The sequence below is a fragment of the Aeromicrobium sp. UC242_57 genome, assembly GCF_044452305.1.
In the GTDB taxonomy this organism is placed as follows: Bacteria; Actinomycetota; Actinomycetes; order Propionibacteriales; family Nocardioidaceae; genus Aeromicrobium.
Window position 1 is genome coordinate 1059833 of the sequence record NZ_JBIOAM010000005.1, and the last position, 12240, is coordinate 1072072.

At 68.1% G+C, this 12240-nt stretch carries 12 protein-coding genes and 1 pseudogene; 4 read left to right on the plus strand and 9 right to left on the minus strand.

The genetic code is table 11. The features are described from left to right. Positions 1-93: 93 nt before the first annotated feature. The 9 genes and pseudogenes from ACHMWU_RS28235 to ACHMWU_RS28275 all read right to left on the minus strand — a co-directional run bounded on the left by ACHMWU_RS28235 (position 94) and on the right by ACHMWU_RS28275 (position 8467). Positions 94-579, minus strand: a complete 486-nt coding sequence (locus ACHMWU_RS28235) for a hypothetical protein (RefSeq protein ID WP_396048803.1) — start codon at positions 577-579, stop codon at positions 94-96. An 80-nt stretch (positions 580-659) separates the two neighbouring features. Further along, positions 660-2981 (minus strand): hypothetical protein, encoded by a 2322-nt coding sequence (locus tag ACHMWU_RS28240; RefSeq protein ID WP_396048804.1) that lies wholly within the window; start codon positions 2979-2981, stop codon positions 660-662. Between the two features lie 309 nt (positions 2982-3290). Then, complete coding sequence (locus ACHMWU_RS28245; RefSeq protein ID WP_396048805.1) at positions 3291-3647, minus strand: hypothetical protein; 357 nt, start codon at positions 3645-3647, stop codon at positions 3291-3293. Beyond that, a complete protein-coding gene (locus ACHMWU_RS28250) occupies positions 3631-3960 on the minus strand; it encodes a hypothetical protein (protein ID WP_396048806.1) in 330 nt (109 codons plus the stop codon). Before ACHMWU_RS28250 ends, ACHMWU_RS28245 begins: the two co-directional genes overlap by 17 nt. Before the next feature lie 33 nt (positions 3961-3993). After that, positions 3994-4353, minus strand: coding sequence for a hypothetical protein (locus ACHMWU_RS28255; RefSeq protein ID WP_396048807.1), 360 nt, complete (start codon positions 4351-4353; stop codon positions 3994-3996). A gap of 202 nt (positions 4354-4555) precedes the next feature. Continuing rightward, positions 4556-5452 (minus strand): FtsK/SpoIIIE domain-containing protein, encoded by an 897-nt coding sequence (locus tag ACHMWU_RS28260; RefSeq protein ID WP_396049264.1) that lies wholly within the window; start codon positions 5450-5452, stop codon positions 4556-4558. A gap of 91 nt (positions 5453-5543) precedes the next feature. Next, a pseudogene (locus tag ACHMWU_RS28265) lies at positions 5544-6935 on the minus strand (FtsK/SpoIIIE domain-containing protein); the annotation flags it as partial. Continuing rightward, positions 6935-7411 carry an FtsK/SpoIIIE domain-containing protein gene (locus ACHMWU_RS28270; RefSeq protein WP_396048808.1) on the minus strand — a complete coding sequence of 159 codons (477 nt, stop codon included), beginning with the start codon at positions 7409-7411 and terminating at the stop codon, positions 6935-6937. The pseudogene ACHMWU_RS28265 and the gene ACHMWU_RS28270, both read right to left, overlap by 1 nt. A gap of 90 nt (positions 7412-7501) precedes the next feature. Continuing rightward, positions 7502-8467: a hypothetical protein gene (locus ACHMWU_RS28275; RefSeq protein ID WP_396048809.1), complete on the minus strand. Its 966-nt coding sequence runs from the start codon at positions 8465-8467 to the stop codon at positions 7502-7504. A 120-nt stretch (positions 8468-8587) separates the two neighbouring features. On the opposite strand from ACHMWU_RS28275, the gene eccD reads away from it, so the two are divergent. The 4 genes from eccD to ACHMWU_RS28295 all read left to right on the plus strand — a co-directional run bounded on the left by eccD (position 8588) and on the right by ACHMWU_RS28295 (position 12240). Beyond that, a complete protein-coding gene (gene eccD, locus ACHMWU_RS28280; protein ID WP_396048810.1) occupies positions 8588-9943 on the plus strand; it encodes a type VII secretion integral membrane protein EccD in 1356 nt (451 codons plus the stop codon). Next, positions 9943-10320: a hypothetical protein gene (locus ACHMWU_RS28285; protein WP_396048811.1), complete on the plus strand. Its 378-nt coding sequence runs from the start codon at positions 9943-9945 to the stop codon at positions 10318-10320. The genes eccD and ACHMWU_RS28285 overlap by 1 nt, the downstream gene beginning before the upstream one ends. A 7-nt stretch (positions 10321-10327) precedes the next feature. Further along, complete coding sequence (locus ACHMWU_RS28290) at positions 10328-11434, plus strand: hypothetical protein (protein ID WP_396048812.1); 1107 nt, start codon at positions 10328-10330, stop codon at positions 11432-11434. 167 nt (positions 11435-11601) lie between these two features. Next, a complete protein-coding gene (locus ACHMWU_RS28295; protein WP_396048814.1) occupies positions 11602-12240 on the plus strand; it encodes an SAF domain-containing protein in 639 nt (212 codons plus the stop codon).

A 12240-nucleotide genomic window follows, 5' to 3' on the forward strand; every position in this document is an offset into this window, starting at 1 on the left:
AACTTAAGTATCCGCCCCACACGATGCCAAGACAAGTCGATTGGCAAAAAAGGGGATGTTCACCCCGTCACATGGCGGTTTATCCCTGTGATCTCACGACTTCGAGGAATTGTCGAAGGCCGTCAGGTTCTTGTCGGCATCCCGCACGATCTCCTCGGCGATCTTGACCCGCTGCTCATGCGTGGAACCGGACCACTTGTAGATCACGACCCGGATGATTCGGTCGCCGCGCAGCACGTCGACGCTGCTGCCCGGGTTGTACATGCCGGTCGTGTAGTCGCACGCATAGCCGTAACCAGGATCGTCGGTGTACTGCAGCTCGCAGCCGGCCTTGGCAGCCTCCTGGTCGAGCTTCTTGCGCCAGTAGTCTGCGCCGTCGACGACTTCGCCGATCCGCACCTGGATGACAGGTTGTGATGCGTCGGCCGGCTTGATGCTGCAGCTGGCCGGCGCCGTCAGTCGAACCTCGCGGTCGACCGCTCCGTCGCCGGTCGTGCTGACCTCTGCGGTGCCGAGGACCTGCGAGACCAGCTCGGGGTCGACGAGTCCGCAGACGGGGGTGTCGGTCGTGGTCTCCATGGGGTCGTCCTTTCCTCCGCAAGCGGAGAGCGTCGTGCTGATCACGGCGACGAGGCACCATGCGAGCAAGGTGGGGCGGGTCACTTGTTCGGTTCCCGATCGAGGCCGTCCTGAGCCGGCTGAGTGATCGACTCGACGTAGCGCGAGTCGATGTCGCCGAACCAACGGTTGAGATCGGTGAGCATCTGGTTCTTCTCTGCCTGCGTGTACTGGCCGTCCTCGCCGATCTTGTCTGGGCCGTCGGCATCGTAGAGATCGGGGTTGAGGACCTGGGTGCCATCGGGGCCGTCGGTGACGAGCGAGGCAGGGATCTGGCCGGGGCCGTCGCCCACCGTGATGACGCCGCTCCTGATGAGCTGGCTCGTGATGTTGTTCTCCAGGGACTGGCTGAGCGACGAGCGCTCGCTGCGCTCGTAGTCGCCTCCGGTTGCCGACCCGGAACCCTCGACGGCGTTCTTGAGCAGGTCGAGACCCTCGCTCTTGGCGACGTCGTACCCCGACTTGAGCAGCTCGCTGGCGCCCTCGCCCAGCACCGACCCGGCACCCGGGATGAAGCCGCCAGCGATGTCGATCGCCTTCGACACGTAAGCCGCGCGGGTCTCGGCCAGGCTCTTGTCGTGCTCGTCGACCGTGATCGCCTTGTTGACGATGTGGCCGAGGATCTCGCCGCTCGTGCCGCCGGTGCCGCGCAGGGCCTCGCCCAGAGCGCCTTCGGTCACCGACTCCAAGTCGATCGGCTCGCCGGGATGCGCCTGCTTCCACTGGTCGATGGCGTCCTGCAGGCGGTCGTTGCCTTCGAGCATGATGCCAGCCGAGAGTGTCTCGATGCCGGTCTTGTCGCCGCGCCCGATCTCGCCGAAGACCTTGTCGAGATCGGCGAGGTCGATCTGCAGGTGCGGTCCGCCCGGAACCGGTGCCCGGCCCACGATGTCGTAGATGTCGCTGCTGTAGCTCGCGCCGATCGCGCCGAGGTTGTCGGCCATGTCGGGCCAGATGTGCCAGACGTCGTCGGGCCCGAAGCCGTCGCCGGTGCCGCTCTTGTCGGCGATCGTGTTGAAGACCTCGCTCGCGAAGTTGGCGCTCCAGTCGTCGCCGTACTCGCTGGTCCCGGGGATGAGCGTGTGCTCGCGGTTGCCCGTGGCAGCGGCCTCGAGGGCCGCACCGAGTCCATCGCCCTCGTCGCTGTAGGCCGAGTCGGAGAAGGTGCGCTCGGTCAGCAGGTACTTGAGGCGGTCGTTCTCCTCGGAGGTGTCGCCATCGGGGTAACCCTCGTGGAAGAACTTCTGTGCCGCGCCGGGGGAGTTCTCCATGGCCCCGAGCATGTTGGCCAGACCGTCGGTCGCAAAATGGCGACCTTCGTCGATCTTGGTGGCGAACGGATCGACGATGCCGTCGTAGTCGCGCGGACCCCAGACCGCACCGTCCTGGTCGCGTTCCCAGTCGTACAGGTCACCGGTCAGATCGGCCAGGAAGTCGGTGTCGAACGACGTCTCCGCTCCGCCGGCCCGCAGCATGAGGGTCAACGCCGCGGCGTTGCCGCCGTAGCCGTCGTCGCCGGTGATGGCGTCGTACCAGGTCTTGGACAGGTCGGCTGGCGGCGCGTACTCGCCCTCGCCCTTCGTGTAGGTCGCAAACGAGGTGCCGGCAGCGGTCAGGAAGTCCTTGTAGAGGTCGATCTTGTCCTGGCTGAGGTCCTCGGTCCCGGGCTGTGGGAAGGCGTCCTCTTCGAGGGTCTTGATGACCTTCGCCAGGTCGGCCGGCTCAACCTCGTCGAACAGGGTGTTGGTGAAGGCGGGCTGGGTCGAGAGCAGCGCCATGATGCGGACGGTCTCGGCGTCGACCTTGTCGTTCTTGATGTCGTTGGCGACGTCGTTGGCCAAGATCTCCTGCGCGTCAGGCGACAGGACCTCGACGAGCTCGGCATCGAACTCGGGATGGTTCTTGACGAACTCGGCCTGCTCGGCCGGTGTCATCCCGGCGATCGACGACTTGAGTGCCTGCCGCTTGTCGTCGTCGGTCAGGACGAGCGTCGGGTAGAGGCCTGCCGACGCCAGGGGGATGAGGCCCGCACGGATCAGCTCGCGCACGTTCTCATCGGTCGGGCCTTGCTTGAACTTGGCGGCGATCGCATCGGCCGCATCGTCGATCACTGTCTCGGCGGTCTTGTACCGCGGCATCAGGTTGCTCTTGGTCGAGGCGGCGACACCGGCGTAGTCGATCGGCTCGTCGCCGCTCTTGTGCTCGGGCTGCTGACGCATCCCGCTGACCGTCGAGTTGTACTGCGACTTGTAGTCGATGTTGATCTGGTTGACGGTCGTGTCGAAGGTGTCGACATCGGCGGCGAAACTGCTTGAGCAGGCCCACGGCGTACTGGCCCTTGGCCGCCAGGGCCGTCGCGGCATTCTTGGCGGCGGTGGTGTTGGCCGTGACTCCGGCCTCGATGTCGCCTTCGATGGCGGCAGCGGCCTGCTTCTCGTCGCCCTCGAGCTCGCCGGCGAGAGACTCGATCACCGAGACGTTGGAACCGGGTGATTCGGCAGTCGCCCGAACGGCGTCGCCGGTGACCTCCCAGTACTCGAATGGTCCGTCGGTCCTGGTGACCATGTCACTGCCCCCTGTGATGTCAGTGTGAAGAGTCAGCCGTGATGCTGACGCCCACGGGACAGGGTCTCGTCGGCGTCAGCATCTCGGTCTCGGTGCGATCGCGCAGGTCAGACCTGGCGGTTGATGCGGCTGCTGATGTCGGACGCGCCAGCCACGGGAGTCTGCAAGTTGGAGCCGGCGTTCTCATCGCTGGCTCGAGCAGTGGAGGCCACGTTGGCGACGTTGTTGCCGCCGTCTTCGAGCAGGTTGTCGAACTTGTTGGACGGGTCGAGCACGTGATCGCTGACGAAGCCCGTGAGAGCCGCGCCGACGATCGGGTGCCCGAGCAGACCCGTTGCCGAGTCGAGCCCTTCCTTGAGTCCCTTGGCAGCTGCCCGACCGGAGGCCGAACGGCCCGAGACCGTCTTGCCTACCTGGTGCAGCTGCCCGACCTCGACGCCTGTGACGTCACCCGATCCGCCCATGTCTCAACCTCAGTTGATCGTGCGCAGCGACTTGTTGGCCGAGCTGCGGACGTTGGAGATGAACTCGTCGGTGTTCTCGGAGGTCTTGCCGGGCAAGCTTGTTGACGTTGGTGTCGATCTCCTCGCCGTGGTGGCGGGTCACCGAGCGCTGCTGCGCCTGGAGGTCGGAGCCGACGCCGTTCTCCATCTGGTTCTGCAGGTGAGCTTGCTGGCGGTCGGCACCATCGCCGGCGTCGCGAAAAGCTCGACATGTTGGCGCGGGTGTCGTCGGTGTGCTGCTGGATGGAGCCGCGGTCGACGCGAAGCTGATCACTCATGGTTGTCTCCTGATGCGTGGAAGGGGCGCTCAGGCCCGGTTGATCTTGCTGGTCAGATCGGATGCAGAGGTCTCGACGGTGCGCGACTCGCCAGCCTGCTGGTGCGAGGCGGCATCTTCGTGGCCGGCGGTGCGACGCAGGTAGTCGGCGCCACCGGAAGCGTTGTTGGTGTGCATCAGCGCGCCGGCGGAGAGCGTGTTGGCGGTGGCGGTGGATCCGTTGCCGGCCTGGGTCGCGAGTGCGCCCTTGTTCTGGCCGAGAAGATCGCCGGTGTGACCGTGCTGCTTCTTGGCGAGTCCGTGTGCGGCCTCGCCTTCCTGCGCGATTCCCTTGTTCTGCTGAAGAGCGCCTTCATAGCCCTCGGACAGTGACACGCGATCGGTCGTCATCGTCTTTTACCCCCTGTAGAAGTCCGATAGTTCTTTGTGACCATGTGGACATGGTCAATTCAGCCTAAGTCAGTTTGGCCAGAAGTGACAATGTTTCCGGAATCTGGACGAGGAAAGCTCGGACGTCAGGCGGTGGGTCAGCTGGTGACTTCCTCGTCGTCGACGCGGGCGGTCTGCACCAGGGACGTCGCACCGTCGCGGGTCACGTACATCGCGCGGCCGCGGGGAGGCGACGTGACGGGTGCCCGCCGACGAGTCGGCCCTCGAGCCGATCGCCGGAGAACATGAAGCCCGGGGCGCTGAGGTCGATCAGACGCTGGATCAGCGGCTCGAACACGGCACGCGACATGCCGCCGGTGCGACGCGCCAGGATCAGGTGGAAGCCCAGGTCTCGTCCTTGCGGCAGCAGGTCGACGAGCGGGGCGAGCGGATCGCCCTGCGACGTCGCGACCAGGTCGTAGTCGTCGACGATCACGAAGACCTCCAGGCCAGACCACCAGGAGCGGTTGCGCAGCTGCTCCGACGTGACGTCCGGGCCGGGCACCCGTGCCCGGATCGCGCCAGCCACCTCGGCAGCCATCTGCGCCGTCTGGTCGACGCCCGTGGCGTAGGTCAGCAGGTACTCCTGCGGCACGACGTCGAGCAGCGATCGGCGGTAGTCGACGACGACGATGCCGATCTCGTCCGGGGTGCGACTGCCGACGAGGTTCTTGATCAGCACCTTCAGCAGGTTGGACTTGCCGGTCTCGCCGTCGCCATAGACCTGCAGGTGCGGGTCGGCGCCGTGGATGTCGATCTCCGCCGGGCCGAGGTTGAGCTCTGACAGGCCGACGAGCACGCCCTTGTCTCCGAGCTCGATCGGTGGCAGGTCGTCGAACGTGACGAGGCGCGGCAGCACCGCGACCTTGGTGACACTGCGATCGCCCCACTTGGCGATCACCGCGTCGACGAGCTCCTTCTGGCCCGACTCGGCGTGTCCCGCCTGAGGGTCGGCGGAGGCAGGCAGCTCGAGCACGGGCAGCGCAGCCTGGAACAGGTGCGCGGCCTGGCGCGACCCGGTGATGCCCCGGCCATTGACGTCCTTGGGGATCTGCTCCATGGTCTTGCGGTCGAACTCGGAGTCGTAGGCGTCGTTGAGCCGCAGCTGCGAGCCGGCCACCCATCGAGCCCTGCATCCGCATGCGGACCTGCATGTTCTGGGTGACCGTGATGACGACGTGGACACCGAAGTTGGTGCCGCGGGCCGCGATGTCGGCGATCGCGTAGTCGAGGTCGTCGAACTCGTCGCGGAACGTGCCCCAGCCGTCGACGACCAGGAAGATGTCGCCTGACTCGTCGTCAGGCAGGGTTCCGGCGGCGCGGGCCCGCCGGAACGCCGCCATCGACTCCAGGCCGTGCTCGCGGAACATCGCCTCGCGGTGGTTGAGAGCAGCGCGGACGTCGTTGACGGTGCGGCTGATGCGTTCGGGATCGACCCGAGCGGCGACCGAGGCGACGTGGGGCACGTTCTGCAGCCCGCTGAGCGAACCTCCGCCGTAGTCGATGCAGTAGAACGCGACGTCACCCGGCGCGTAGGCCATCGCCATCGACAGGATCATTGTGCGGACCAGGGTCGACTTGCCGGTCTGCGGCGAGCCCGAGATGACCAGGTTCGCGCCGCCGCCCGTGAAGTCCCACGCCAGCGGGTACTGCGCCTGGTGCGTCGGGTCGTCGACCGTGCCGAGCACCGCGGTGCACGTCGTCGGATCGGCGGTGTCGTCGATCGAGACGAGCTGGCCCAACGGAAGCTCCGACGGCAGTGGCTCGAGCCAGACGGGCCGCACCCGGGCCGCGCCGGCCCCCGCGATCTGGTCGCACAGGACGTCGAGCACCGTGGTCGCCGCCGAGGGCTTGGCGACGGTCTCTGCACCGTCCTGGGCTTCCTGCGCGGCCTGGTTCGCGAGCCAGGCGCCGAGTCCGTTGACCGCGACGTACGGGACGACCGGTACCGAGGTCTTGGGTCCGTCGCTCGGCGGCACGTAGGCCGAGGAGACGAGTGCCGCCTTGAACCGGTCGAACACCGTCGTGTCGACCTTGAGGTAGCCCGATCCGGGCTCGGGAGGAAGGTGGAAGGCGTCGGGGACGCCGATCGCGTCGCGGCTCTCGCCCTCGGAGAACGTCCGCAGGCTGATCCGGTACGACAGGTGTGACTCGAGGCCGCGGATCTTGCCCATCTCGAGCTTCTGGGTTGCCAGCAGCAGGTGGACGCCGATGGATCGGCCGATGCGGCCGATTGCGACGAACAGCTCGGCGAAGTCGGGCTTGGCGGTCAGCAGCTCGCTGAACTCGTCGACGATGACCAGCAGGTGCGGCAGCGGTTCGAGCGGCTCGCCAGCGTCGATGCGGTCTTGGTAGACCGTGACGTTGGGCAGGTTGCCGGCTTCTTTGAGGATCTCCTGGCGGCGCTGCATCTCGCCGAACAGTGCATCGCGCATGCGGTCGACCAACGTCAGGTCGTCCTGGAGGTTCGTGATCATGCCGGCGATGTGCGGGATGTGCTCCATCGAGGCGAACGTCGCGCCGCCCTTGAAGTCGACCAGCATCAGCGCGAGCCGGTCGGGTCCGTGGCCGATGACCAGCGGCTGACCAGGGTGCGAAGCATCTCGGACTTGCCCGAACCGGTCGCTCCCACGACGAGTCCGTGCGGTCCCATGCCGCCGTGGGCCGACTCCTTGAGGTCGAGGACCACGGTGTTGCCGGTTGCGCCGACGCCGATCGGCACGCGCAGCAGGTCCCGCAGCGATCTCGGTCGCCACGACCGGCTGAGGTCGAGCCGAGCCGGGTCGGCGACGCCGAGGATCTCGGGCAGCCCGACGGTGTCGGTCAGGCCGTCGTCGCCGACGTCCTCGAGCGTCAGGCGCAGCGACGACAGCACCCGCGCGATCGTCGTGGTCAGCCCGGCTGGCGGGACGTCCAGCGTGAACGGGGCAGGCCGTGAGGCCAGCTGCACGGAGCCGTCGTCGCCGATCTGGATGCGTTCTTGCACCGACTCGGGCTCGTTGCGGGGTGAGTCGAGCAACGAGATGACGTGGACGCCGAGCGCGGGCGAGCGGCACCTGAGGGTCCGGTGACGTCAGGTGGTGGCCGGGCTGGAGTCCCTCGCCGTCGATCACGACGACGAGGTGGGCGCCGATGCTCGCGGTGTTGCCGCGGGCCCGCTGCAGCTTGTCGAGGCGGATCTCGAGCTCGGGGGCCAGCAGCTCGGCCATGGCCTGGACACTGGTCTCGACCCGCCGTGACGGCAGGTCGCCGTCGAGTGCGCTGCTCGACTGGACGTGGGGGAGCCACTTGACCCAGTCCCAGTCGGCTGCCGTGTCGTCGGAGCGGACCACCGCGATCTCGAGGTCGTTGGGGCTGTGCAGCGCGGCGAGCCGATCGTGAGGTTGCTGGCGAGTGCTCGGCGCAACGGTGCGCGGCCGATGACGCTGGTCTGTCCGATGCCGGCCAGACCCAGGACGATCGGCTGGTCGCGCAGCACCGCATACCGTTCGATCAGCCTCTGGGCGGCCTGCAGGCAGACCGGGTCGAAGTCGTTGAGCGGTCCGGTGTCGGCGTCGAGCGTCAGCCCTGAGGCCAGCGGGACCTCGCCGGTGCCGAGGCGCACCGCGAGGAAGTCGGCGTGCGAGGGGCGCCGCTCCCAGCGGCGGGCATGGTCGCGGCTGATGTCGAGCAGCTCGTCGGTGCGGGGATGGCGCCACGACTGCTCGGCCCGCTGATCGGCGATCTGGTCGCGGACCGTGTGCCGCAGTCCCTCGATGTAGTCGAGGTAACGCTCACGTCCTTCGCGAACCTGACGCTTCGTGCCGCTGCGCTGGCTGATCATCATCAGCGCACCGATCGCGATCGAGCCCACCAGAGCAAGCATCGCCGCCACCGCCACGATGGGCCGGCCCCGCTGCGTGATGGCGACTGCGACCGAGCCCGTGCCGCTCATGATGGGCATCATCATCATGCTGGCTCCGGCCATCGCCGGAGCGGCCTGACCGCGCATGGGCGGCGCCTCGATCGCCAATGGGCTCGTCTGCGCGCTGGGCGGCGTGATGCGCGCCGGACGCTTCACCAATGTGGTGCTCATGTTCCCCCGAACCCTGGTGTCATGTGAGGTTGCCGAACCAACGATATGCTCGCAACCGGTACGGCGCCCGCGACGTGTGGCCGCACGGCCACGATGTGAGGCCACACGGGGGTGAAGCCAGTGCAGACTGCGTACAGCCGAGTCACGGTCGTGACGTCCGATCGCACGATCGACCTGGCACTGCCGAGCGGTCTCCCGTTGGCCGACGTGCTGCCGCAGGTCATGCGGTACGCCGCTCCTGAGGCTGCGGTCGGTGCGCCGACGACCTGGACGTTGGGTCACATCGGCGGGGCCTCGCTCGGGCTCACCCAGACGCTGGGCGATGCGGGCATCCTCGACGGTGACGTGCTCGAGCTGCGGGCGCAGACCGACGACGTCCGGCCGGCCACGGTCGAAGACGTTCGCGACACCGTCGAGGACAGTGTCGACGCCTCGGGTGGGGTCTGGTCGACGCTGACGACCCGGTCGTTCTCGGTGGTCCTCGGCTCGGTGCTGCTGACAGTTCTTGGCCTTGCCGCGTGGCTCGTGGGGCAGGCCGACCCCGGCTCGTCCTTCGCGGGGGTCGCCGACCCTGCTCCGGCGGCTGTCACGGTCGTGGCCTTGCTGTTCGCGACGTGGTGGGCCGCAGTCCTTGCCCGCGGTCTCGACAGCCAGATCGCCGCAGCTGCAGCCATGCTGTGGGCGGCGATCCTGGGGGCCTCGATCGGCACGCAGGCCGACGTCGCAGGCTGGGAGATCCTGGCCTTCGCAGTCGTTGCGGTCGCGGTCGTGGCAGGGGTGGCCCGCCTGCTGACCCCCGCCGCGACCGGTCATCTGGCCGCTGCCGCGGTCTTGCTCGTCGTCGGTCTGAGCCATGCGGTCGTCGACTGGACCGCCGCGCCGGTCGAGCAGGCAACTCGCATCCTGCCGGTGCTGGCGCTCCTGGCAGTCGGATCGATCCCGCTGATCTCGCTGTCGGTCGGCGGTGTCGCGAGCGCCGACTACCGGGTGCGGCACGTGGGCCGGCTCGACCTGGCTGCGCTGCAGGCACGCTACCGGGCGAGCAACGCGGTGCTCGTCGGCTCGTTGATCGGCATCGCTCTGGTGATCGTCTGGGGCGGTATCGCGCTCGATCTGTCCAACGAGCCCTGGGACCGCACGTTGGCGCTGAGCCTGGCGGCGGCCGCCACGTTGCGATCGAGGCTGTTCTCGCGCACTCCTCACATGCTTCCGCTGCGCACGGCGGGCTTGCTCGTCATCGCCTTCGTGTCAGGACACTTCGCAGTCGACCATCCCGATGTCGCGCCGTGGCTCGCGGTCGGTGTCGCAGTCGTCATGACGGCGGCGCTCGGTCTCGCCTCGGCGCCGATGTCGGACATCACCCGTGCTCGGGTCAAGCGGATCTTGAACATCGTCGAGTTCCTCGTCGTGGTCGTGCTGCTGGTCGTGCTGTTCGGGGCGGTCGGAGTCTTCGAACGGATCGGAGGGATCTTCTGATGGCCGATGACGACGTGAGCGGAGACGACGGGGTCGATCCCACGATCCGCGATCGCAACCAGGCACAGGGGGCCGCCGCAGACCTGGCTCGCATGGGCATCGACCCGCGCAGCCTAGGACTGGGTGAGCCGCAGGCCCCGCGCAGTCCCGCGCCCGAGCCGGCTGACCTCGAGTCACGGGCACCCGTGGTGTTCCTGCGTCCCGAGCTCGACAACTCACCGAACCTGCGCGACCAGCCTGCGCCCGAGCCCGATCAGGTGGTCGCGGCGCCGTCCGAGCTTCGAGCGCCAGCTGTCGCAGACGTCCGACCGGCAGGCACCACCGCGCCAGCCCGGTCGGCTGCTCCGCACCGTCGGCCGTGGCCTCGTCATCCCTGATGCGGCCGTGGCGGTCCAGACCGAACGGCAGATCGTCGACTCGGTGCGACAGCGACAGACCGACCGGCGGATCGTGGCCTTCGTCGCCGGCAAGGGAGGGGTCGGCTGCACGACCGTCGCAGTCGGTGCTGGCACGGCGTTCATGGCGCTGCGCGAGGACCACTCCGTCGTCGTCGACGTCCAGCAGGGCACCGCATCGCTCGGCGAGATCTTCGGGGCCGACCACCCGCGCAGCGTCGCGTCCCTGATGGCCGAGGTCGAGGTCACGACCCCACCACGCGCCACGAGCGGACTGGGCCTTGTCGATGGCTCGGGCTGGGACCAGGGCCTGACCCGCGCCGACGTCGCGGGCACGCTCGACCGACTGCGCGCGGACCACACGTTCAACCTGCTCGACGTCGGCGACGATGCTGGCGAGGCCGGTCATGCGGCGCTCGCTCGCGCCGACCAGGCCGTCATCGTGACCGGACCCGGTGAGCTCGGCGTCGCCGCGCTGCGCATCGCGCTCGAACGCGTCCGGACCGTCAATCCTGTGGCGGCGGCGTGCTCGGTGCATGTCGTCGTGTGCCCGTACGAGCCCGCCTACCGTGAGGCCGTGCGAGCCACTGCCTCGTCGCAAGGGCTGTCGACGTCGACTGTCGTGGTGCCGCCAGACGGGCACCTGCAATCCGGCCACGCCTACGATCCAGCGCTCGTCACCCCCCGCGACCCGCGAGGCGTTCCTGCGGATCGCGGGTGCGGTCGCCGTCCGGAGCGCACGTCGATGAGCGACTCCGACGGGCCGGCAGCGGGCCGACCGACGTCGGGCGGACCCCGCTCGGCGATGCAGAACACGCCCAACGCCGAGCGGTACGTGCTGGAAGCCGATGCGATGCGGCGCCGCCAGCTCCGGTCGGCCCTGCTGCACGGCAGCCGCCGCACGTGGCGCGACCATCCGCGCATCTGGCCGGCCGTCGTGGTCGGCATCATCGTGGTCGCGGTGATCATCGCCGGGCTCGCGGTGACCGAGGCGTTCAAGAAGACCTCGCAGAACGAGAAGGAGGAGCAGCGGCAGCGCGAACGTCCTGCCACCTCCGCGCCCGCGACCCCGGGCCCCACGAGCAGCCCGCCATGAGCGGGTAAATGCGCCGACGGGCGAAACGCCCTGCCGCGTGTACCGTGTGTCACTGATCCAGTGTCGGGGGGACGGATCCTCATCCGGATGACCCCTGAAATCATCCCGAGAGGTTGTCCTACATGGCTCGATCCACTGCGACTAGACCCACAGCCAATGGGGCTTCTGTGTCGCGGTTGCCGTCGACGCGTGAATCCCGTCCCGCCCTCATCGGCCTGGCCGTCCTGCTGATCGTCGGCGGTGCTCTCGCGTCGGCGTGGCTGGCGATCCAGTCGGGCAACCGGTCCTCGTTCGTGCAGGTCAGCTCCGAGATCGCGCAGGGCGCGACGATCTCCTCGGACGACCTGACCCGGGTCAGCCTGCCCGAAGGCTTCAGCGGGGGAGTGCCCTTCGACGACGCCGACAGCATCGTCGGCAAGACCGCGGCCGCGCGTCTCGTCGAGGGCACGATCGTGATGCGGACCATGATCTCCGACGAGTCGGGAGTCGCCGAGGGCCAGACCCGTCTGACCGTCGGCGTCGACTCGTCGCCCTTCATCCGAGGACTGCAGTCGGGCGACCGTCTTGCGCTCAACGTCGGCACGTCCGACGGCGGCGCACGACAGATGGTCTACGCCGAGCTGGTGTCCGTCGGGGAGCAGAAGAGTGGGTCGATCGGCGGATCTGGCAACGACGAGGTGTCGATCGTGGTGTCGATCGACCTGTCGTGCCTGTCGATCGTCTCGCAGGGCATCGAGGACTCCTCGGTGACTCCGGCGTTGATCGGCGAAGGATCAGCCAGCGTCCAGAAGACCTGCGGGAGCTGA

Coding starts and splice junctions, on each gene's coding strand:
- ACHMWU_RS28235 (WP_396048803.1), bottom strand. CDS start 579: ATGGAGACCACGACCGACACCCCCGTCTGCGGACTCGTCGACCCCGAG.
- ACHMWU_RS28240 (WP_396048804.1), bottom strand. CDS start 2,981: ATGCCGCGACGGCCCTGGCGGCCAAGGGCCAGTACGCCGTGGGCCTGC.
- ACHMWU_RS28245 (WP_396048805.1), bottom strand. CDS start 3,647: ATGGGCGGATCGGGTGACGTCACAGGCGTCGAGGTCGGGCAGCTGCAC.
- ACHMWU_RS28255 (WP_396048807.1), bottom strand. CDS start 4,353: ATGACGACCGATCGCGTGTCACTGTCCGAGGGCTATGAAGGCGCTCTT.
- ACHMWU_RS28260 (WP_396049264.1), bottom strand. CDS start 5,452: ATGGAGCAGATCCCCAAGGACGTCAATGGCCGGGGCATCACCGGGTCG.
- ACHMWU_RS28275 (WP_396048809.1), bottom strand. CDS start 8,467: ATGAGCACCACATTGGTGAAGCGTCCGGCGCGCATCACGCCGCCCAGC.
- ACHMWU_RS28285 (WP_396048811.1), top strand. CDS start 9,943: ATGGCCGATGACGACGTGAGCGGAGACGACGGGGTCGATCCCACGATC.